General features: G+C 63.0%; 18 protein-coding genes. 11 read left to right on the top strand and 7 right to left on the bottom strand.

The features are described from left to right. The first annotated feature begins 4 nt into the window (after positions 1–4). From LFT46_RS20510 to LFT46_RS20500, 3 genes are all read left to right on the top strand, one after another. Positions 5–1471 (top strand): lipopolysaccharide biosynthesis protein, encoded by a 1467-nt coding sequence (locus LFT46_RS20510; protein WP_236820884.1) that lies wholly within the window; start codon positions 5–7, stop codon positions 1469–1471. Positions 1472–1528: 57 nt separating this feature from the next. Continuing rightward, a complete protein-coding gene (locus LFT46_RS20505; protein ID WP_236820883.1) occupies positions 1529–2683 on the top strand; it encodes a glycosyltransferase family 4 protein in 1155 nt (384 codons plus the stop codon). 200 nt (positions 2684–2883) lie between these two features. After that, positions 2884–4152: an O-antigen ligase family protein gene (locus tag LFT46_RS20500; protein WP_236820882.1), complete on the top strand. Its 1269-nt coding sequence runs from the start codon at positions 2884–2886 to the stop codon at positions 4150–4152. Positions 4153–4632: 480 nt separating this feature from the next. Here the strand turns inward: LFT46_RS20500 and LFT46_RS20495 are convergent, their stop codons facing one another. The 4 genes from LFT46_RS20495 to LFT46_RS20480 form a co-directional block, all read right to left on the bottom strand. Continuing rightward, on the bottom strand, positions 4633–5229 hold the full coding sequence (locus LFT46_RS20495) for a hypothetical protein (RefSeq protein ID WP_236820881.1): 597 nt from the start codon (positions 5227–5229) through the stop codon (positions 4633–4635). 424 nt (positions 5230–5653) lie between these two features. After that, the gene (locus LFT46_RS20490) at positions 5654–6823 is read right to left on the bottom strand and encodes a glycosyltransferase (protein ID WP_236820880.1); all 1170 of its coding nucleotides are present in this window, start codon (positions 6821–6823) and stop codon (positions 5654–5656) included. Between the two features lie 90 nt (positions 6824–6913). Continuing rightward, a complete protein-coding gene (locus LFT46_RS20485; RefSeq protein WP_236800350.1) occupies positions 6914–8569 on the bottom strand; it encodes a polysaccharide biosynthesis tyrosine autokinase in 1656 nt (551 codons plus the stop codon). 193 nt (positions 8570–8762) lie between these two features. Beyond that, positions 8763–10775, bottom strand: coding sequence for a hypothetical protein (locus tag LFT46_RS20480; RefSeq protein WP_236820879.1), 2013 nt, complete (start codon positions 10773–10775; stop codon positions 8763–8765). Positions 10776–11215: 440 nt separating this feature from the next. Here LFT46_RS20480 and rpsF point away from each other — a divergent pair, with 440 nt between their 5' ends. The 6 genes from rpsF (at position 11216) to LFT46_RS20450 (ending at position 14706) form a co-directional block, all read left to right on the top strand. Beyond that, a complete protein-coding gene (gene rpsF, locus LFT46_RS20475) occupies positions 11216–11521 on the top strand; it encodes a 30S ribosomal protein S6 (protein ID WP_013602900.1) in 306 nt (101 codons plus the stop codon). Positions 11522–11591: 70 nt separating this feature from the next. Then, positions 11592–12167, top strand: coding sequence for a single-stranded DNA-binding protein (locus LFT46_RS20470; RefSeq protein ID WP_141158852.1), 576 nt, complete (start codon positions 11592–11594; stop codon positions 12165–12167). A 126-nt stretch (positions 12168–12293) separates the two neighbouring features. Then, positions 12294–12533 carry a 30S ribosomal protein S18 gene (gene rpsR, locus LFT46_RS20465; protein ID WP_003800144.1) on the top strand — a complete coding sequence of 80 codons (240 nt, stop codon included), beginning with the start codon at positions 12294–12296 and terminating at the stop codon, positions 12531–12533. A 17-nt stretch (positions 12534–12550) separates the two neighbouring features. After that, the gene (rplI, locus tag LFT46_RS20460) at positions 12551–13003 is read left to right on the top strand and encodes a 50S ribosomal protein L9 (RefSeq protein WP_018769834.1); all 453 of its coding nucleotides are present in this window, start codon (positions 12551–12553) and stop codon (positions 13001–13003) included. Between the two features lie 80 nt (positions 13004–13083). Further along, positions 13084–13932, top strand: coding sequence for a PhzF family phenazine biosynthesis protein (locus tag LFT46_RS20455; RefSeq protein WP_236820878.1), 849 nt, complete (start codon positions 13084–13086; stop codon positions 13930–13932). A gap of 147 nt (positions 13933–14079) precedes the next feature. After that, entirely contained in the window at positions 14080–14706 is a 627-nt protein-coding gene (locus LFT46_RS20450; RefSeq protein ID WP_236822096.1) for an FMN reductase, read from the top strand. A gap of 11 nt (positions 14707–14717) precedes the next feature. Here LFT46_RS20450 and LFT46_RS20445 read toward each other — a convergent pair whose 3' ends face one another. After that, positions 14718–15290 (bottom strand): hypothetical protein, encoded by a 573-nt coding sequence (locus LFT46_RS20445; RefSeq protein WP_236822095.1) that lies wholly within the window; start codon positions 15288–15290, stop codon positions 14718–14720. Between the two features lie 754 nt (positions 15291–16044). Here LFT46_RS20445 and dnaB point away from each other — a divergent pair. After that, a complete protein-coding gene (gene dnaB, locus LFT46_RS20440; protein WP_236800347.1) occupies positions 16045–17430 on the top strand; it encodes a replicative DNA helicase in 1386 nt (461 codons plus the stop codon). Here dnaB and LFT46_RS20435 read toward each other — a convergent pair. Together LFT46_RS20435 and LFT46_RS20430 are read right to left on the bottom strand one after the other, a co-directional pair. Continuing rightward, positions 17427–18401 (bottom strand): acyl-CoA thioesterase, encoded by a 975-nt coding sequence (locus LFT46_RS20435; RefSeq protein ID WP_236820877.1) that lies wholly within the window; start codon positions 18399–18401, stop codon positions 17427–17429. The two genes, dnaB and LFT46_RS20435, sit on opposite strands and share 4 nt — an antisense overlap. Positions 18402–18537: 136 nt before the next feature. After that, positions 18538–18972 carry a DoxX family protein gene (locus tag LFT46_RS20430; RefSeq protein WP_236800345.1) on the bottom strand — a complete coding sequence of 145 codons (435 nt, stop codon included), beginning with the start codon at positions 18970–18972 and terminating at the stop codon, positions 18538–18540. Positions 18973–19080: 108 nt separating this feature from the next. Between LFT46_RS20430 and LFT46_RS20425 the strand changes: the two genes are divergently transcribed. After that, positions 19081–20433 carry an MATE family efflux transporter gene (locus LFT46_RS20425; RefSeq protein WP_236820876.1) on the top strand — a complete coding sequence of 451 codons (1353 nt, stop codon included), beginning with the start codon at positions 19081–19083 and terminating at the stop codon, positions 20431–20433. Positions 20434–20478 lie beyond the last annotated feature (45 nt).

Here is a 20478-nt window from a genome sequence, read left to right as displayed (position 1 = left end):
TTACATGACTAATGATGGTGGTGGACTGGCCCGGGTCGGTTTCAGGGGAGCAATCTGGCAAGGTATCGCACTCGTGTCAGGCAAGGGCATCGTGCTCCTCACGACAATCGTGCTTGCGCGTCTCCTGTCGCCGGAACAATACGGGCTCGTGGCTGCAGCCCTTGTCCTCATGGCTTACATGGAAACTGTCGCGGATGCCGGAGTGGCACAAGCCCTGGTGTATCTGCCTGCTTCTGCAGTAACTGCGCGCTCGGCGCTCCTGGTCTCGGTGGTGCTTGGTGCCGTGCTCGCCGTCTTGGCCATACTGGCGGCGCCTTGGATCGGAGAACTGTTCCAGTTGCCCGAGGTTGCACCTTTGGTCAGGGTGCTCGCTATTTCACTGCTGGCCACAGCCCTCGGGGCGGTCCCCGAGGCGCTTTTGAGGCGGGACCTGGAGTTCAAGAAGCTGGCAGTCGCACCGGTCCTCCGCGCATTCACCACCGGAACGGTTAGCCTCATTCTTGCCTTCGCCGGGTATGGAGCATTCTCCCTCGCTGCAGGAACAGCCTCAGGATCAGTTGCGTATGCGATTGCCTGTTGGTTCCTTGTTCGCCACTCCGCTCCCTGGCAAATCTGGCGGGTGGCCGGGGATGCGATCCGGGCAACAATCAAGTTCGGACTTCCCGTGGCCGGCAGTAACTTGCTCGCGAGGCTCATCTTCGACGTGGACTATCTGATCATTGCGGCCGTGCTCGGGGCCCAGGCCCTGGGCTTCTACACGCTGGCATTCCGGCTTCCCGAGGCGCTCATCATCAATGTGTTCTTCGTACTTTCCACCGTCCTGTTTCCCTTGTACACCCAGGTTCAAGACCAGCCCGGGCGCTTGCGGGATGGCTATCTTAGAGGCGTCCGGATACAGGCCCTCTATGGCATGACAGCCGGTGTGGGGCTGGCCGTGCTGGCGCCCGTGGTCGTACCGTTGGTTTTCGGACCCAAGTGGATCGATTCCGTTATCCCACTTGTATTCCTCTCGCTGTATGCCGCGGCGCGCTCGCTTGGAGCGGGAGCAAACGACGTATACAAGGCAATCGGCCGGCCCGGAATTTCGATCGCTTTTTCCAGCGTTCGATTGGCGGTGCTGGTGCCCGTCCTGCTGTTCGCCGCCCAGTGGGGGATTATCGGAGTAGCGCTGGCCCAAATGGCGGCAGCTGTCTTTTTCGCGTTCGGCATGCAGGCCGTGGCAGCCAGAGTGCTGGGCATAGCGCCGAAAGCCCTGCTGCAAGCGGTCTTCCCTGCGCTGGCATGCAGCGTGATCGTGGCAATTACCGGGCTCGGCATCTTCCTCCTTCCCTACCTCGGCGGATTGCCCACCGCCGTACTGGTGGTGGCAGCCGCCATTGGCGCGGTGTACGCCGCCCTGAGGTTTTGCTTTACCGCACTGCATGACGAGCTTCTGGTCCTCCTCCGCAGGAAGAGGCCTCAACCTGCATGACCCAGGACTAAAGGCAACGGAACCTTCAAAGCGATCCAACCTGAAGCATGGAGTGACATGAGCAATTCAAAAGAAGCGGCCACGAGTGATCCTAAATTGATTCCCGCCTCCCTGATACTTGTAGCGCCGCGCGTGAATTCGGGAGGAGTCGGAGACTACGCACAAGAGCTCATTGCTGCGGCAATTCCTTCCTTCTGCTGCTTCCGTGAGATCAGGACCGGCGGGCCCGGAGATGCGGGAATCCTCGACCTGGTGCGTTACCGGGCACAATTGGCAGAGGTCATCGACAAGGCGGCATCGGACGGACCAGTTGTTGTCCATTTCGAATTATCCGCAGCATCGCTGGCGCCCTTCTGGCTGTTGGCAGGTTGTCCCCGGCACGTGATCATTACAGCCACGGTTCACGACCCGCCATGGGCGGTTTGGTGGCCCTTCCGGTTCAAGTCCGTGGCGGCGAGGAAGTGGCTCCACCACGGCATCCACCTTCCACTTCGGCCGGTAAGTAAGCAGTTTGAGCGCTTAGCTTTGAGAGGGACTGCTTTGTTCGCGCTTACCGACGTCGGGGCACGGGCTTTGCGGGAGGCATTCCCTGCCTGCACGGCAGTGGCGGCGCGGCACTTCATACCCTCCAGGGCCGCCCTTAAACCAGCTTTTGACCGGCCACTGGCCGTAGGACTGTATGGCCATGCCGCCAAAGGCAAGGGTTTCGAGCGGCTCGTGGAATTGCGTGCGGCGCTTCCGCCCGAGGTTGATGTGATCGTGGCGGGGCGTGGAACGGAAAAGCTTCCGCACGTCCCTGGAGTAACCATTCTTGGCGCCGTTGAGGGCGCTGAGGAAGACGCCTTCTTCGAGTCCGTGAGGGCGATCCTTTTGCCGTACGACAAAACAAGTCGGTTCTACGGAAAAATGCTGCCGGCGTCCGGCGTGGTTTCGCGTGCTTTCGCCTATGGCACGCCTGTGCTCGGCTTCGACTCCGGAACGCTCGGTGAAGCGTCGAAAGCGGGCGGACTTATTGCAGTCCCGAATTCCGTGCAGGCGCTGGCCGATGCGGCTTCCATGGTCATCACGGACCAGGCGGAACTTGAACGACTTGAAAGCGAGATTGGAGAACTGCAAAAGGAGCATTCTGTCCGGCAGGCAGTCCTACCTTTTGTCTCGTTTTGGCGCGATGCCGTGGATGCACTGCCGCCCGGGCGTGAGCCCTTGCCGTGAGCTGAGCATCTGTGGAACCGCTGTCAGCCCTTGTTCCGGCTGCGGTTATCCACATACTCCCGCCAGGAACCTAGGGGCCCGGCGGCACCCGGAATAACGTGGAAAACAAACACGAAGCAACGTGCATAAGCAGCGGAGAGGATCTGCGCGTGGAGTCCCTATATCTTGGATTTGGCAGTGCCGCAGTCATACTTTCCGTGGTGGCAGTCCTAACGCATCCGGACCGCCGCTCTGCACTTTCGTTTCTGCTGGGAGTATCCGCCGGGCTGGTCGGCGTGCAGGTTTTCCGCATTCACATCTTCACGATCCTTGCGGTAATTTGGCTGTGCCTGCCGGGAGGTGCCGTCAACAGGAGCTCTGCAAAGTTCCTGGCACCGCTTGGCTTTGCCGCCGTGTTGTTTGCCTCCACTGCGCTCCTCGGAGATCTGGTGAACAGCCCAACCCTGGCACTGCAACTGCTTGGACTCGTTGGCTCAGCCGCAATCGTGGTGCTGAGGGCCAGCCGGGAAGATGCGAAGGCCATGCTGTGGGGCTTGCTTGTCATTTCCACTATTGGCAGTGCAGTGGGTCTGTTGCAGGTCTTCAAGCTCGTGCCGAGCGACCTGTGGCACTTGCAGATCAGTGCCATTGGCCGTCCTACAGGCATTTATCCCGAACCCGACTGGCTGGGCATGTACGCCGGCGTCGGGGTCATTCTCAGTTGGCGGTTGGCCCTGCCGAGGGTGGCGAAGGTGGTTTTCAGCCTGACAAACTTCATGGTTCTTGTGTTGGCAATGGCCCGGGCGTCATGGGTCGCCCTGGTGGGGACGCTGCTCCTGGTCGCGTGTGCCGCGGTGATCTACCGGGGCACACATGCAGTCGGCCCGAGGCTCAAAGGGCCTCGTAAAGGCCGCTTGGCGGCCATTGCTGCCGCCGTTCTGGCATCGGCAGTTGCCCTGACCGCGGTCCCGCAACTCCAGGAGGACCTGGTACGGCGGATCTCGACAATGATAGGCACCGTCCAGGAAGATGACATCTCGGGCCAGGCCCGGATCAGGCAAAACGACTCGTTGATGGCTCTGGCGGACACGGTGCCGGTATACGGGCACGGGATCAGTGCAGCCGGCAGGGTAGGCGCCTGGGGACAATTCGAGGCCGTGGGCGAGGCACAGAACAACGTCGCCAGTAACTGGATTTTGGGCATGTGGGTTGACGGCGCATGGTTCGCTGTCCCGCTGATCGCCTTCCTGATCACACTGGCGTTGGTAAGGATCCGGACGATTCCGGGGCAACTGCTGACTTTCTGCCTGATCAGCAGTCTTTTCTCGAACGCGGTCTTCTTCCCGATAACCTGGATCCTGGTCGCTCTGGCAATCACTGCGGGCCAGCGCCGGCACAGCACACCCGTCACTGAACAGGAAACTGCGGGCGTCCCGGCAGGGGCGGTGCCGGGACCCTACCCACCCCGCGCAGCTGTGGCCCAGCCTTAGAAAAGGCCACCCCAGTCCGGCAAGGACTCCCAGTACTGCTGGCGACGTGGGCGTGATGGCAGGAGCCGGTGATGGTTTCGCTGGGGGTGCCGCGGCGAAGGTCAGACAAACTGGTAAAGCTGCATGCAGGCTCTTGGAACCGTGAAGGTTCGGGCCAGCCGGAGAATGACTGTTCGAGGCGATCGCAAATGCGAGCCCTCTTCCTCCCCTTCAGTAAAGGCCTGAACGGTTTGCTCAGCGCCCCTGGGTCCGAGCTCCAATCAGCCCAGTCCCTCGGCCCAGGGCAGGCTCCGCGGGGCTGTGCTATGCGTCCGACGGGCACCTCCGGACGTTGTCGCTGCCGCCTAAACCCCACTCAAACATAGGCCGCCCCAGCATTGCTGCTGGTCGGGCTCCCTTCCAACCATGGAAATGCTCCCCGAAAGTCAACACTGATTCCTCAGTCCGGCCTTCGGGGAGCAAGTCCATGCGTCCCCGGTCTTATCGCTCTGGCAAGATCCAATTTCGGTACAGGGCAGCCCAGTCTCTGGAGGCATCCGCATGGAAGAGCTTGCCTGCGAGTGCTGCTTCAGTCCTGCCCTGGCCCACGGCATGTTCGATCGCACCGATCCAGCCGGCGATTGATGTATCCCGCTGTTCGCCTGATTCCGTCACCAGCAGCCTGGACTGCGGTCCATAGAGTTCCCGGAGGCTGGTGCCAGCACGTCCAACGATAGGAACGGCCTGTTCCAGCGCACGGATAGCGATGCCGCTCTGATAGAAGCGCTTGTAAGGGATGATAATTGCGTCACTGGTGGCAATCAGCTCATCAAGCTCGCCTTCACTAACAAAGCGCGCGTCCACAGTCCAGCCGTTGACGGCGGGCCAACCACGGCCAACTATTTCAAGGTTGTACTTTGGCGTGAGCCTGGTGGCCAATTCCTCAAGCAGGGCCACGTCCCTGTCGGGCTTGTACTGCCCAAGTACGCGGACAGTTGGCCTTCCGGTGCCACCGGTACGCCCTTGTACCGCATCACCCACTGGAAGCATGGGATGCGGCAACAGGATCATCCCGGGTGCCAGGCCCAGGTCGCCCATGGCCTCCGCCGCCTCCTGGCTGTGCACAAGGGCTCCCGGCCTCTTCTTCAGCTGCCCCACAAGTCGGGCAACCAGGGGACTGCTGCCAACAGACCGGACCAGCGGGCGCGGATCATGGTAGACGATGATCCCGGAGTTGCCGCAGGTGATTTTGACAGTAAGGAAGTCCAGGAAACCGAGTACAGGCCATGTTAGAAGAACGCGGGTCGGTACAGGGCTTCGGCGTGCCAGGCGACCCGCCGAACGGAGGGCCCCCGAATAGGCAATAAGCCAACGCAGCCGCCCCTTTCCGGATTGCGACGGTTCCGGGACGGAAATCAGCTCTGTCTCCGCCCCGGCGTCCTGCAGATGGCCGCACAGGGCTGAGGTGTAATGTTCCAGCGCAACGCCAAGCGGGTTGACGACGACGATTCGCGCAGTGCCGTTAGCGAAGGGTAGCCCGGAGATTGCCGGCGCTGTCGACGTCATTGCTCTGCTCCCCCTGCCTTTCCGCCGTTTTCTCACCCATGGCCGCACGCATGGCGCGTTCGTAGCGCTGGCACACGTCGGTCCAGTCGTACTGGGCAGCTGCCCGTTCCCTATTGGCCTCCCTGGCCTTCGCCCGCTCGTCGTCATCCTTCAGCATGCGTTCTACCGCCCTCTTGATGGCCAGTGGTTCCGGAGGCACCAGATACTCGTCCGACCCCAGGACTTCCGCGTTATAGGGGGTGTTGCGGGCGACAACGGGTGCCCCGCATGCCATCGCTTGAACGAGGGCAGGATTTGTTCCTCCGACACTGTGGCCGTGGAAGTAAGCGCCGGCATGCTCCCACAGGGAAAGGAGTTTTTTGTCGTCGCTGAGGTGGCCGAGCCAGTCGACATTTGGATGCTCACTCAAGCGGCGGGCAGCTTCGTCCAAGTCACCGCCGTATCCGGTGGATCCAACAATCACCACCTTGTGCTGCTCGGCAAGGAGCTCGGCCGCTTCGAAGAACTCAGATACGGTGTTTTCGGGAACGAACCGGGCGACCATGAGCACATATCCATCGTGCTCATATCCCGGGACCACATCGCTCCTGGCGGGAATTCGTCCGCCATAGGGGATGAAAACACTGTCGCGGCCGAACTCTTCCCTCCACCGGCGCTGGATTTCCAGCGAGTCACTCACAAGGATGGTGCCGTACCGGGCCGTCATCCGCGCCCCAAGCTTGAAGACGGATTTGGCAATCCGGTTCCACTTGGCACGTTCCCATTCAATGCCGTCAACGTTTACAACACTCGGTATTCCGCGAAGCCTAAGCAGGGGAAGGAAGAAACCATTCGCCACGTTCATCACCAGGGCAACCCGGGGCTTGTGCAGCAACGAATGGAGGACCGAGGACAACCCGAACGAGAGGGTGCTGAGTGATTTACTCTCAAGCCCCCACGTTCTCGTGGTCCGCACGCGTGGGTCGCGGGCCTCGTCGTCGTCCTTTGTTTGGCCTGCCCGGCAGTAGACGTTTACATCCCAGCCGCTTTCTGCGAGGAATGGCGCCAGGTGGCGGACGGCAGTCTCGAAACCGCCGTAATAACTCGGGTAGCCACGGGTCCCGATAACAACTACAGACTTGGACATTCGTTCTCCTCTGGGAGCGTGAAACCAGTACCCACAGATCCGCGGGCGGGTGACGGCAGGGCCATGAAGGTAAAGCGGAGAGCCAGCCGCCTAGGATGAGGGGACGCTTCTCCGTGCTTTCTCATTACCGGCCAAGGGAACAGCAGCGGGGCGCGGCGTTGTCCTGGTTTCATGCGCGTTGGACCGGTCACGGGGAATCGGAAGGCGTTCGGCCTCCGGTTCAGGCGTGTAGTACGTATACCCGTCAAACTCCTTGGCAGGCAGGCCGTTGATGAGCGTTCCCAGGACGCTTGCATTGACCTTCCGAAGGTTTCCGAGGGCCTTCCGCAACTGGTCGGTGGTTGTCCGGCCCGCCCTGACAACGACGATTGCTCCATGCGCGATGCGGCTCAGGAGTACGGCGTCCGTTACCGGGAGCAGCGGGGGAGCGTCGATGATGACAATTGCCCGTTCCGCCAAGGAATCAATGAGGTGCTTCATGGCGTGGGAGCTGAGCAGTTCGCTGGGGTTGGGTGGAATCCGGCCGGCCCCCAAAATCGACAGGTTTGGCAAGTCACCGCGCTGTTGAAGGACCTCATCGAGTTCAGCTTTGCCAGTGAGGATGTCGGTGACACCTACGCCGGGAACCACGCCGAAAATCTTGGCGACGCTAGGGTGCCTCAAGTCTCCATCGACGACTACCACCTTTTCCCCAGCTGCCGCCATTGTCGCGGCCAAATTGGCAGCAACGGTGGATTTACCCTCACCACTGACGGAGCTTGATACGACGATAATTCGCGGCGGGTTATCAACGTCGAGGAAGGCCAGGTTGGTGCGCAGTTCACGGAGTGATTCAGCGAATGCGGGGCTATGACCGGCTCCACCCTGCTTTACTGTTGCTCCTACGGCACCAGTGTGATCTCCCTTCAGCTTGGCCTCCACGGGAAGGGCCGCGATCACGGGCAGGGACGAAAGGCGCTCGACGTCGTCGGCAGTACGCAGCCGGCGGTCAAGGTGATTCCGGAGGAGTGCGGAGGCATAAGCCAGGAGAAGACCTCCGGCGAGACCGAAGATGGTAGCCAACGCCAGCCCTGGAGAAGCAGGGGCGGTGGGGACAGTGGCTGCGTCGAGCGGAATCAGGGAGAGCCGCGGGATTGCGGGTGCAGCCGGCTGCCCGGAGGCAGCGGCGGCCTCCCTGTCACGGACCTGCTTGGCCAGTTCGGTGATCCACGCGTCCGCAACTTTTTGGGCTGTTGCCGGATCATCAGACTCGGCTTTGACATAGATTTCAGCCGACTCAAGCGGGACGGTGACCGTGACGTCCTTCAGCAGGTCATCGCTGGCCTGGGACAACCCCAAAGAGGCACGCACGTTGTCGGCCACCAAACGGGATTCTGCCAGCGACTTATAGTTCTTGGCCCTTGCCTTGGCCAACGTGTCACCCTGCAGCAGGGTGCTCACATTGTCGGTTCCCACTGCAAGTACCACCGCAGAAGCCTCCGCGGCGTAGACGCGCGGTTGGAGCGCACTCCACGCCATGACTGCAAGCGTGATGCCAAGGGTTACGGCTGTGATCGACTTCCAGTAAGTGCGGGCTACCCGTACGTAGTCCCTCAATCCCATTCCGGCAGCCTTTTCATCGCTGCCGCCAATCTCCTGATAACTCAAGACTTCGATCCCTTCTGTGGGTTGAAGCGCCGGATAGGCAGCTTCGGCAAAGGGGCCCGGGAAGTCCGGGTCTCTGCGTGTGACCACTTCTGCTGCCATGGATGCCCCTTTTCCGGCTGTTGCCTGTGTCGTTGCTTGACGAAATGGCGTGAAGCAACGCTATGGCGCCTGGGGCCGCCGTGGTCCTTGTGGCCAGGGCGGCTGCGGACACCCGGGGCCAGAAATGTGGATACTGCGGGTACCTGCGGGGTTGCCTGGAGCGCCAGGCAACCCTGAAGGTGCTGGTGGGGAGCTAGCTTGCCGGCTTCAGGGCAGCTTGCCAGGCCCCAGCGGCCTTACTGGCTGAGAACGTCCAGGTGCTGGTGCCGCTGGCTCCCGCAGATGGCTGGACCCTGTCGGCTTCCTCGGTAATCTGGCCGCCTGCCGCTTCCCAGCGTTCGGACCAGCCTGTGGGAGCCGTAATCGCCGGCGTGCCACTGTCGTATCCCGCTCCACCAATGAGCATGGCACCGCTGCTGGCAGTCGTAATGCTTGGGACCGTGATGCTGGTTCCGGACGATACCTGGGTTGCCGCGTTGGCATCCAGAGGAGTGGTGGTGTTAACTCCCCGGTAAGCGGTGATTCCCCCGCCCCACTTCACAGCCGGATTCGTGGTCCATGAGTATGAGGTACCGTCGGCAGTTCCCACGACGTGGTAGTAAGCGAACACTTCTGCACCCGACCAGACGCGCAGTCCATTCACAATGGGTGTCCACCCGGCGGGCACCGAGCTGATCGAAGGGTTCAGGTCTGCTGTAAAGGACGCCACCAGGACATCTCCCGCCGCTGCGCCGGACGGTTTGGGCAGCGTAACGGTGGCTGCCGTGCCGGAGTAGCTGCTTGCCGTACCCACCACTGTGATGCTCCCCGTCGGCGTTGGCGTCGGCGTGGGGGTCGGCGTAGGAGTTGGTGTAGGCGTTGGGCTGGGTGAAGGGGTTGTTCCCAGGGGCCGGTCCGAGTACCAGTACCGCTTTGTGGCGTTATTGCTGGCCATGACCACCACACCCGTAGTTGCGTTGACGCTTTGCTTGGTGGTGGTGACGTCATTCATGTTGGCAGAAGCGCCGTCCTGGATAACCGGGGTTCCCCGGCCGGTGCCAAAGACCGGGTTGTCCATGGAGGCGGTCTTTTCGTAGATACTTCCGGGAATGCCGGAGTAGGCACAGCCTGATACTGAGGTGGACGGGCCGGTGTAAAAGGCCCTGACCAGGTTGTTGGTGGTGTCCAGCAGGATCTGGGGGCGCGTGACGCAGTCGGCAATGGTGGCAATAGTGGACCGGGTGAAGGAACCCGTCCCGGGCCGGAATACCAGGAGCTGCAACTCCGGCAGTGTGGGGTCTGACGACGTGTCGTTCAAGCTCGTTTTTACGGCTGCATACACGCGTCCTGCTGAATCTGCCATGAGTGCTTTCAGGTTCAGGTGGTCATCCGCCTGGCCTTTACCCTGGACAGCCGGCTGGAAGTTCCAGGAGGATGCAGCGGTGGTCGATGTCCCGTCCGTGCGGGTGGCCCAATAAACGGCATTCGAAAGGTGGTCACTCCACATCACGCCGATCTTGTTGCTCCCGAAAGCGACCACGGCCGAGATGTCATCCGGCGCGGGATTCGGATCGGCTACAGGAAGGACGAACGGCGTGCCCCAACTCGTTCCTCCTGGAGCGGACGAATTGACGTAGACGCTGCTTGTGTAGCCGCTCGTGGAGCTCCCGGAGACTTGGGTCCACGTAGCCCAGATGGCACCGGTGGTGTCTTTGTCGATTGTCATCGACTCACTGCTGTTGTTCGTGATGGTGGTGGGGAACCCGCTGTCGAGGGTGTATTTGCCGGCCGAGTAGCTGTACCTGTACAACTTGGCCGGCTGTCCGGATACGGAAGGTTGCGTGCTTGAGTCTCCTGACACCGTCACCACATGGGAAGCGATGTACAACTTGTTTCCGTCCCACAGCGTGTCCGCCAGCGTATTGCCGCGGCTATCGTTGAGGACGCCGGTGTCCACCCATGTTTTTGAGGTCCGGTCCAGCCGGAAGATATGCCACCCGCTACCTGTGGCCCACATGTCTGCCCACCAGGTACCGTCGTTCCACCACAGCTTGCTTTGCGGCTTGTCAGCGGTGGGAGGGTTGCTCACTCCTGAATAGCTGATGCTTTGGTAGCCATAATTCTCGGCGGCCCGGGCACTGTCGATTCCGGCGATAAGCGTTAACAACAGGGCGACTGCCAGGGCCAGGGAGGAAGCAACGGAGGCAGGCGTTTTAGCTCTGGACATCTTGGGGTTTTCCTTAGGCGCAGGTTCATGGACATTTCCCTTGGCACCCCAGCCGTGCCGGACGTTCGCGGGCGAACGTCGAGATTAGGGACAACGTAGTCCGCGCCTTCCAGATGGGGCAATGGGGTCTTTGCCGGCCGCATTTGATAGGGAGATGCGGGGATTCGGCCACTCTTCGCGGAGCTCCAGCAAGACGGAAGTCCTGGCCTTCCTGCCTCCTGTTTTCCACATAGCCCGTCCGGCTGCTGCCGGGCTGCAGCAGCATCCGGCTAGCCTTGAGTCAAGCGCGAATCGCCTATCGGGTCCATATGCACTAAGATATTGAAGTCTGTGCTGCGTCCTGCCCCCGTTCCGGTGGCAAGGCATTGCACGGAATCGCAAATGAACCTCCTGTTACGGAAATGCCGTAACCGCTTAGCCCAAAGGAGGTGGGTTCACATATGCGTCCTTACGAATTGATGGTAATCATCGACCCCGAGGTCGAAGAGCGTACCGTTGAGCCGTCGCTTCAGAAGTTCCTGAACGTCATCACCAACGATGGTGGAACCATCGAAAAGGTTGACATCTGGGGCCGTCGTCGTCTGGCTTACGAGATCAAGAAGAAGTCCGAAGGTATCTACGCCGTGGTGAACTTCACCGCCAAGCCGGAGACCGCCAAGGAACTTGACCGCCAGCTGTCTCTTAACGAGACCATCATGCGCACCAAGATCACCCGCCCCGAAGAGCAGAAGGTTGTTGCTGAGTAATTCAGCCGGCTTCATTCTTCACCCCGCAGGAAACGCACTCTTCACCCAGGATCGAACAAGGAGGCAGTAGATGGCAGGCGAGACCACCATTACGGTCATCGGTAACCTCACCAATGACCCGGAATTGCGGTTCACACCGTCCGGTTCGGCAGTAGCGAACTTCACCATCGCTTCCACCCCCCGCACCTTTGATCGCCAGTCCAACGAGTGGAAGGACGGGGAGACCCTGTTCCTCCGCGCCGCTGTGTGGCGTGAAGCAGCCGAGAACGTTGCCGAGTCCCTGACAAAGGGAATGCGCGTCATCGTGACCGGCCGCCTGAAGAGCCGCTCCTACGAAACAAAAGAAGGCGAAAAGCGCACCGTTATCGAGCTTGAGGTCGATGAAATCGGCCCCAGCCTGCGCTACGCCAACGCCAAGGTCAACCGCACCCAGCGCTCCGGCGGACAGGGTGGCGGCGGCTTCGGCGGTGGCAACAGCGGCGGTGGCTTCGGCGGCGGCAACTCTGGTGGAAACCAGGGCGGCAACTCCGGCGGAGGCTGGGGCGGCGGCAACCAGCAGGCTGCGCAGGACGATCCCTGGGCCACGCCCGGTGTGTCCAACGCAGGCGGCTGGGGCAACGGCCCCGATTCCGAACCTCCCTTCTAAAACCCAAACAACGGCCCGGCGCCGGGACTGCCTGGGTGCACAACGCACCCAAAGCAGCTGCCGCCGTCGGACCACCACCATCCCGTGGATCAATATCCACGGGCTCCCTAGAATAGGAGCTCCACGATGGCTAAGGCTGAACTCCGTAAGCCCAAACCAAAGTCCAACCCCTTGAAGGCCGCTGACATCACTGTCATCGACTACAAGGACGTAGCATTGCTGCGCAAGTTCATCTCCGACCGCGGCAAGATCCGCGCCCGTCGCGTCACTGGCGTCACGGTGCAGGAACAGCGCAAGATCGCCCAGGCAATCAAGAACGCCCGCGAAGTTGCTCTGCTGCCTTACTCCGGCGCTGGCCGCGGCTAAGGAAGGGATTAACTAACATGGCAAAGCTCATTCTGACCCACGAAGTAACCGGTCTCGGTGCTGCTGGCGATGTTGTCGAGGTCAAGGACGGTTACGCACGTAACTACCTGCTGCCCCGCAACTTCGCCCTGACCTGGTCCAAGGGTGGCGAGAAGCAGGTTGAGTCCATCAAGGCTGCCCGCGCCGCCCGCGAGCACGCTTCCTTGGAAGATGCTCAGAAGCAGGCCGCTGCTCTGTCCGCCAAGCCGGTCAAGCTGGTCGTCAAGGCCGGCGAGTCCGGCCGCCTGTTTGGCACCGTCAAGCAGGGCGATGTCGCCGACGCTGTTGAGGCCGCTGGCCTTGGCAAGATCGACAAGCGCAAGGTTGAACTGCCCGCACACATCAAGTCGGTTGGTTCCTACCAGGCCAACGTCCGCCTCCACGCTGACGTTGCCGCTGTGATCGAACTCGACGTGGTGGCAGGAAAGTAATTTCCCACCCCACGTCAGGACCCCCGTCGCCGGATTCCGGCGGCGGGGGTCTTTCGCTTTGGCGGTGGTAGCCTGCTCCGGTGAACCCGACACCGCGCAGCCGTCCTTTCCACCAGGTGGATGTATTCGCCAGCCAGCCCTACCGCGGCAACCCGCTCGCCGTCGTCCTTGATGCTCAGGGCCTGGATGCCGCGGCCATGCAGCACTTCGCCAACTGGACCAACCTTTCGGAAACCACCTTCCTGCTGCCGCCCGAGGATCCCCGGGCTGATTACAAGGTCCGGATCTTCACGGGCTCTGAGGAGTTCCCGTTCGCGGGCCACCCCACGCTGGGCTCGGCCCATACCTGGCTGGAAGCCGGGGGCGTACCCAAGGCGGACGGCTACGTGGTGCAGGAGTGCGCTGCCGGGCTGGTCCGGGTAAGGCTCGACGGCGGGAGGCTGGCCTTCGCGGCACCACCCCTGACGCGCTTCGGCCCCGTGGAAGCGCCGGTCCGCCGGCAGTTGGCGGCAGCACTGCGAGTGCGCGTGGATGATGTCCTCGACGCGGCCTGGCTGGTGAACGGTCCGGAATGGATCGGCGTCCTGCTGGGGTCGGCAGAACAGGTGCTGGCCCTGGAACCGGACCAAGCTGCCATGGGCGACCTCAAGGTTGGCGTAATCGGGCCCCACGCACCGGGCGCCGGTACCGACTTTGAGGTCCGCACGTTCCTGCCGGGTGACGCCATGGTGGAGGACCCGGTCACGGGCAGTTTCAATGCTGGAGCCGCTCAGTGGCTGATTGGAAGCGGGCGCGCGCCGGAGCAATACCTGGCTTCGCAGGGGACCGTCCTGGGCCGGGCGGGGCGGATCCATGTCGGCGCCGGGGACGGGGAGATCTGGGTGGGCGGCGATTCCACCACCTGCATCAAAGGGAGCGTTCTGCTCTAAGCCGGGGCTCCGGCCGGGTCTGGTTGCGTACTAAATGCCTTGATCCGGGCGCCCGATACTCCGGGAATACTTCCGTGCTGCCCGCAGTTCATTGGTATAGATGCAAACGCATGTAGAATCAGAATGAACGAGCACCAGGAGAACGCCATGGAAACCCGCCGCATCACCGTCATTTCTGCCGGGCTCGGCGTACCCTCATCCAGCCGGCTGCTGGCAGACCAGCTCGCCGCAGCCGCCGAGCGGCAGCTAAAGGCAGGCGGCTATGACGTGGCAGTGGATGTTGTGGAACTCCGCGACCTGGCCGTGGACATCGCCAACAACTTCGTTACCGGTTACGCCGCACCACGCTTGGCGGAAGTTACTGCCGGAGTGGAGGCGTCGGACGGAATCATCGCGGTCTCCCCGGTCTTCAGCGCCTCCTACAGCGGGCTTTTCAAGTCCTTCATCGATGTCCTGGACCCGAAGTCACTGGACGGCAAGGCAGTCCTGCTGGGCGCTACCGGCGGCACGGACCGGCACCAGATGGTGCTGGACTATGCCCTGAGGCCGCTCTTCAGCTACCTCCGCACGCGCATGGCTGCAACCGGCGTCTTTGCGGGGCCCCAGGACTGGGGAACCGCAGAAGAGGGTGGTGGATCACTCGCGGACCGCATCGAGCGCGCGGCGGGTGAGTTCACCCGGCTGCTTGAGGGGCCGCAGCCGGGCCGGAAGCCCGCTCCGCTGGAGTCCCTGCCGTTCGAGCAGCTGCTGGCGGGTATCGCAGGGCCCCGCTAGTCCTCCACCTGCTAGTCGTCCAGCAGCGCGATGAACTCCCGTGCCTGGGTGAGGGAGATGTCGGAGTGGCGGGTCAGTGCGTTGGCCGCCGCCTCCGTGTCGCCGCTCCGGGCCAGGGTACGGATCCTGCCGTAAATCTCATCGTTGAGCATGTTGCTGCTCACCTCGCGCGTGACGTCGCCCTTGCTGGTGATGGCCCGGTAGCGGTAGGGGAACCGCTGCGGCTCGTCGTCGTCGTCCTCCTCCTGGACGGACTGTGGCGGCTCGTGGCGCCGATAAGGCTGGGGGTGGGCCGCCAGGGCGCCTACGGCGTCGCGTGAGGCCCTCAGCCCCTCTCCGGTGATCTCGTAATACAGTTTGATGGCGGCCATGGCCTGGCCCTGCGCGATCAATGCGTAAAGCCGCCGGTGTTCCTCTTCCGACAACCGGTCCGCCGCTGCCCTGGCCAGCTCCTGAGATGTGGCGGCAGGTTGCGCCGGTGTGGAAGGGTGTGCGGCCTTGCGCTTTCGGCCGGCGCGGTACGCCACCGTCACCCCCGCAACCACCGCGAGCAGGATAAGGACCGGGACCACAAGGGATTCCATTTTCACGAGCCGTTCTGTGTACTTCCTGGCCCTCGCCAGGTGCGGTTGCTTTGCTGGCCATCAGCCCAGCCATTGCCTGCTGCCGGGTGTGCGGCTGCATGTGCTGGCTACCAAGAATCTTAATCCAGATACTGGTTATCCACAGCAATATTCACCGGTGCGCATACAGCCCGGGGTCCTGCCCGTCAAACTCCCCAAGCGGAATATGAGCAAGCCCACGGCATTGTCCTGCCTGCCCTTGGAGCCACCCTCCTGCCCGCTCCCCGGCGCCGCGCCCCGCGGGGCCTGTGGATGAAATTCCCCGGAAGAAATATTTACTCCACATGCTATTGGATGCGTTTCCGCAGGTCAGAACGCTGTGGGAGGGTAAAAAACTTTTATATCCACAGGCTTCCCCACAGGCTGTGCACAAGCTATGCCGCTTACTGCACAGGTTATCCACAACCTTGCGGGCATGCTGGCTTTGCTGCCGGGACCCCGGCGGTTAGCGTAGCGGGGTACCTGTTCTTCGCGGCCGAAACAGGGCCTCTCCTGCTTCGGCGCGGGACCCAGTCGGCCGCTTCCCACGTGTAGCTGTGGAAAAGCTGTGGATACTGGGGATAACTCCAGGCGGGGGCTGTTAGGGAACGCTTGGGGCGCTCAATTGTCAGAGCCCGAGGGTAGAACTGGACACGTAGCGGGAGCCGGATTGCCGGAGGCCGCGAGCAGGACGGAACACCGGACGCACGCCCGGTACAAATGGAGGACGGCAGCTTTGTCAATCGCGCATCTGGACCCTGTCGAGGCAACCCGTGGATCGGACGCCAGCAGGAAGCCCCCGCAGGACATCGCTGCCGAACAGTCCGTACTGGGCGGCATGATGCTTTCCAAGGACGCGATCGCCGATGTTGTGGAGATCCTCCGCGGCCAGGACTTTTACCGGCCCGCCCATGAGACCATCTACGAAGCCATCATCGACCTGTACGGCCGCGGCGAACCCGCGGATGCTGTCACCGTCTCGGACGAGTTGACCAAGCGCGCTGAAATCAACAGGATCGGTGGCCCCGCCTACCTGCACGAGCTGATCCAGACCGTCCCCACTGCTGCCAATGCCGGCTACTATGCCGAGATCGTGGCCGAACGTGCGGTGCTCCGCCGGTTGGTGAACGCCGGCACCAAGATCGTGCAGTTGGGCTACGGTTCGGACGGCGAGGTAGAGGACCTGGTCAACCAGGCGCAGGCAGAGGTTTATGCCGTGGCCGAGCGCCGCACCGCAGAGGACTATGTGGTGCTGAAGGACGTCATGGAGTCCACGGTGGACGAAATCGAGGCCTCGGGCCACCGCGGTGAAGGGATGGTTGGCGTCCCCACCGGTTTCTACGAACTCGATGAACTGACCCACGGACTCCACCCGGGCCAGATGATCGTCATCGCTGCCCGCCCCGCGGTCGGCAAGTCGACCTTCGCCCTGGACTTCGCCCGTTCCGCAGCCATCAAGCACAACCTGGCCACTGTCATGTTCTCCCTGGAAATGGGCCGGAACGAGATCGCCATGCGCCTGCTGTCGGCCGAGGCAACCATCAGCCTCCAGGATCTCCGCAAGGGAACCATCAAGGACGAACAGTGGTCCAAGATCGCTACCACCATGGGACGCATGAACGAGGCGCCGCTGTTCATTGACGACAGCCCCAACATGTCCCTGATGGAGATCCGCGCCAAATGCCGCCGCCTTAAGCAGCAGCACGACCTCAAGCTCGTGGTCCTGGACTACCTCCAGCTCATGAGCTCGGGCAAGAAGGTGGAGTCCCGCCAGCAGGAAGTCTCGGAGTTCTCACGTGCACTGAAGCTTTTGGCCAAGGAACTCCAGGTCCCCGTGATCGCGCTGTCCCAGCTGAACCGTGGATCGGAACAGCGCCAGGACAAGCGGCCCATGGTCTCGGACCTCCGTGAGTCCGGCTCCATCGAGCAGGACGCCGACATGGTCATCCTGCTCCACCGCGAGGACGTCTACGACAAGGAGTCCCCACGCGCGGGCGAGGCCGACATCCTGGTGGCCAAGCACCGTAACGGTCCCACCAAGGACATCGTGGTGGCGTTCCAGGGTCATTACTCACGGTTCGCCAACATGGCCGGCGACGCCGGTGGCGGCGGTGGCTTCTAGGAGCCCTGCGCCAGCAGATGGTTGGGCAGCCGGTTCCCGGGCGCCGTACCCCGGATCTCCAGGAGTTCGCGGGCGTGGGCGTGGAGCCGTTTGTCTTCGTCGCTGACCGGCACCCAGGCGGGGACGGGCACTGACGTGCCTTCGTCGTCGCGCGCCACCATAACGGTGAGGCAGTAGGTGGTGAGGTTCAGCTCCCTGCCCTTGGGATCGCCGGAGCGGACGTGGACGGCGATGTGCATGCCCTTGGTCCCGGTGTACACCAGCCGGGCTTCCACCTCCACCACATGGCCGATGAGCAGCGGGCGGTAGAAGCGCACGCCCCCTGAGAACACCGCCACAGTGTCCCGGCCGCAGTAGCGTGAGGCACAGACGTAGGCGGCCTCGTCGATCCACTTCATGACGATGCCGCCGTGGACCTTGCCGCCCCAGTTCACGTCGGTGGGGGCCGCCATGAACCGCAGCGTCACCCGTTCGGCCGTGCCGGCGTCGGTATATTCCTGCCGGTTCATGGCTTCCACGATCTGCTCGCGGACCTTGATCCTGGCCAGCGCATGGTCGCGCTGCTCGATCTCCTCCGGAGTGACGGGCTCGAACTGCTGTACCGGAACGGGCTTGCCGTCCGCTCCCACGGCCACGAAGATCACCATGCACGTGCTGCGCATCGTGGCCGGACCGCCCTTCGGGTCGCCCGAGGAGACAACGGTACGGATGTGCATGGATGACCGCCCGGTGTAGACGATGGTGGCCTCCACCTCCACCATGTCCCCGCTGTTGACCGGATCGGCGAAGTGGATGTTGCCCACGTAGGCGGTCACGCAGTAGGACTTGGCCCATCCCACCGCTGCGGCATACGCCGCCTTGTCCACCCATTCAAGGACCGTGCCGGCATCCACCGATCCGCTGTGGCCCACGTCGGTGGGGGCGGCGAGGAAGCGGAGGGTCACGGAGTTGGGGCGGCCGGTCTCAGTCATGGTGTGATCTTACTGACGGCCCTGGTTACCGGCCGGTGGGGACCGCAACAAACTGCCCCCCGCATTATCCACAGCGGCGGCTACGCACCTGGGTGCGCAGCCGCCGTCCGGCAGTGGTGCTTCCGTTCAGGCCGGACTAGGCCAGGGCCGCAAGTTTGGAGTTGCTGCGGGCGAACAGCGCGCGGTCTATGGAGAAGCGGCCGGCACCGGTGAGGGCCAGCGCGAACGATGCCGCGGCCAGGAGCAGGACAAGCTCATACCCTCCGTTTGCGGCAAAGATGCCTGCAGGGGCATGAACCAGGAAGAGGGCGCCGAGCATGTCCAGGACAAGGAGTGCGGCCACCACGCGGGTGAGGATGCCCAGGATCAAGGCAACCCCGCCGGCCAGTTCCAGGACGGCGATGGAGGGAGCCATGAGTTCTGCGGCGGGAACGCCCATTTTGGCGAAGGAAGCCTGGGTGCCGGCAATGGTCCATTCGTTGAACTTCTGCCATCCATGGGCTGCGAAGAGGAAGCCGAGGATCAGGCGGAGGGCGGTGAGGGCTGCGGTGGTCAGTCGTGGCTGGGTCATGGCTCCACCCTTCCGGACAATTGGTTGAACTGTCAACTAAAGGTGGTGAGGTGTGGTGTTTCTCATGCCCGTCCGCGTCCTGTCGGTGCACCCGGTTAGGCTGGCACCGTGCCCCAAAAATTCGCCCCGGCAACCACGGCCGCCACCCGCGGCCCGGCCCGGGAGATACTCCGCCTCGCCGTCCCTGCCTTCGGGGCGCTGGTGGCCGAACCCCTCTTCCTGCTGGCGGACTCCGCCATCGTGGGGCATCTGGGTGTTGCCCAGCTGGCGGGGGTGGGGCTGGCATCGGCCGTGCTGCAGACCGCCGTCGGGCTCATGGTCTTCCTGGCGTACTCCACCACTCCGGCTGTTGCCCGCGCCATTGGTGACGGGCAGTTGGGCAAGGCCCTGGCGGCAGGGCGCGACGGCGTATGGCTGGCGTTGATCCTGGGCGTGCTCCTCGCCGTGGCCGGCTTTGCCGCCGCAGAGCCGCTGATTGACCTCCTGGGCGCCGAGGGCAGCGTCCGGACCTTCGCCGTCGACTACTTCCGTTGGTCCATGCCCGGGCTTGTGGCCATGCTGTTGATCTTCGCCGGCACCGGCGTGCTGCGCGGACTGCAGGACACCCGTACCCCGCTGGTGGTGGCCACCGCTGGATTTGGCGTCAACATCGTCCTGAACCTCTGGCTTGTCTACGGCCTTGGCTTGTCCGTGGTGGGCTCCGCGGTGGGGACCAGCCTCGCCCAATGGGCCATGGCACTGGTCTACCTGGTGATGGTCCGCCGGAACGCGGTCCGGCACGGCGTAACCCTGCTGCCCAGCTGGCGGGGAATCGGCAGCATGACCCGGGTGGGGTCCTGGCTCATGCTGCGCACACTCAGCCTGCGCGCCGCGATCCTGGCCACCGTGCTGGTTGCCACCGCCCAAGGCGAGGTGAATCTCGCAGCCCACCAGCTGGCTATGACCATCTTTTCCTTCCTGGCGTTCGCGCTGGATGCCCTGGCCATCGCTGCCCAGGCGCTTATTGGAAAGGAGCTGGGCGCATCCAACGCGGCCAGGGCCCGGCTGCTGACCGGAACCATGATCCGCTGGGGCGCTGGCTTCGGCGTGGTAACCGGCCTGCTGCTGGCCGCGGCGGCACCATGGGCCGGGGCGCTGTTCACCCCTGACCACCAGGTGCAGCAGGTGCTTACCGTGGCACTCTGGGTCCTGGCCGCGGGGCAGCCCATCGCCGGTTACGTCTTTGTCCTGGATGGTGTGCTGATCGGTGCGGGGGACGCGCGCTACCTCGCCCTCGCGGGACTGGTAAACCTACTGGTCTACGTGCCTCTGCTGGCATGGGTTGCGCTGTCCGGCGCCGATGGCGCCTCCGGGCTCGGCTGGCTCTGGGTGGCCTTCGCGCTGGGGTACATGGCGGCGCGCGCAGTCACCCTGGGCCTGCGTTCGCGCTCCGACCGCTGGATGGTGCTCGGCTCCGCCTGAGGCGGTCCCGGTTAGACCTCCCAGCCGCCTCCACTAAACTGGACC

The sequence above is a fragment of the Arthrobacter sp. FW306-07-I genome (assembly GCF_021800405.1).
Classification (GTDB): Bacteria; Actinomycetota; Actinomycetes; order Actinomycetales; family Micrococcaceae; genus Arthrobacter.
The sequence above is the reverse complement of the archived record's forward strand: the minus strand, read 5'-3'. Positions and strand labels throughout refer to the sequence as shown.

Excerpts from the sequence above, each read along its gene's own strand:
- LFT46_RS20510 (WP_236820884.1), top strand. The coding sequence starts at position 5 with ATGACTAATGATGGTGGTGGACTGGCCCGGGTCGGTTTCAGGGGAGCA.
- LFT46_RS20505 (WP_236820883.1), top strand. The coding sequence starts at position 1,529 with ATGAGCAATTCAAAAGAAGCGGCCACGAGTGATCCTAAATTGATTCCC.
- LFT46_RS20495 (WP_236820881.1), bottom strand. The coding sequence starts at position 5,229 with ATGGGCGACCTGGGCCTGGCACCCGGGATGATCCTGTTGCCGCATCCC.
- LFT46_RS20490 (WP_236820880.1), bottom strand. The coding sequence starts at position 6,823 with ATGTCCAAGTCTGTAGTTGTTATCGGGACCCGTGGCTACCCGAGTTAT.
- LFT46_RS20485 (WP_236800350.1), bottom strand. The coding sequence starts at position 8,569 with ATGGCAGCAGAAGTGGTCACACGCAGAGACCCGGACTTCCCGGGCCCC.
- LFT46_RS20480 (WP_236820879.1), bottom strand. The coding sequence starts at position 10,775 with ATGTCCAGAGCTAAAACGCCTGCCTCCGTTGCTTCCTCCCTGGCCCTG.
- rpsF (WP_013602900.1), top strand. The coding sequence starts at position 11,216 with ATGCGTCCTTACGAATTGATGGTAATCATCGACCCCGAGGTCGAAGAG.
- LFT46_RS20470 (WP_141158852.1), top strand. The coding sequence starts at position 11,592 with ATGGCAGGCGAGACCACCATTACGGTCATCGGTAACCTCACCAATGAC.
- rpsR (WP_003800144.1), top strand. The coding sequence starts at position 12,294 with ATGGCTAAGGCTGAACTCCGTAAGCCCAAACCAAAGTCCAACCCCTTG.
- rplI (WP_018769834.1), top strand. The coding sequence starts at position 12,551 with ATGGCAAAGCTCATTCTGACCCACGAAGTAACCGGTCTCGGTGCTGCT.
- LFT46_RS20450 (WP_236822096.1), top strand. The coding sequence starts at position 14,080 with ATGGAAACCCGCCGCATCACCGTCATTTCTGCCGGGCTCGGCGTACCC.
- LFT46_RS20445 (WP_236822095.1), bottom strand. The coding sequence starts at position 15,290 with ATGGAATCCCTTGTGGTCCCGGTCCTTATCCTGCTCGCGGTGGTTGCG.
- LFT46_RS20435 (WP_236820877.1), bottom strand. The coding sequence starts at position 18,401 with ATGACTGAGACCGGCCGCCCCAACTCCGTGACCCTCCGCTTCCTCGCC.
- LFT46_RS20430 (WP_236800345.1), bottom strand. The coding sequence starts at position 18,972 with ATGACCCAGCCACGACTGACCACCGCAGCCCTCACCGCCCTCCGCCTG.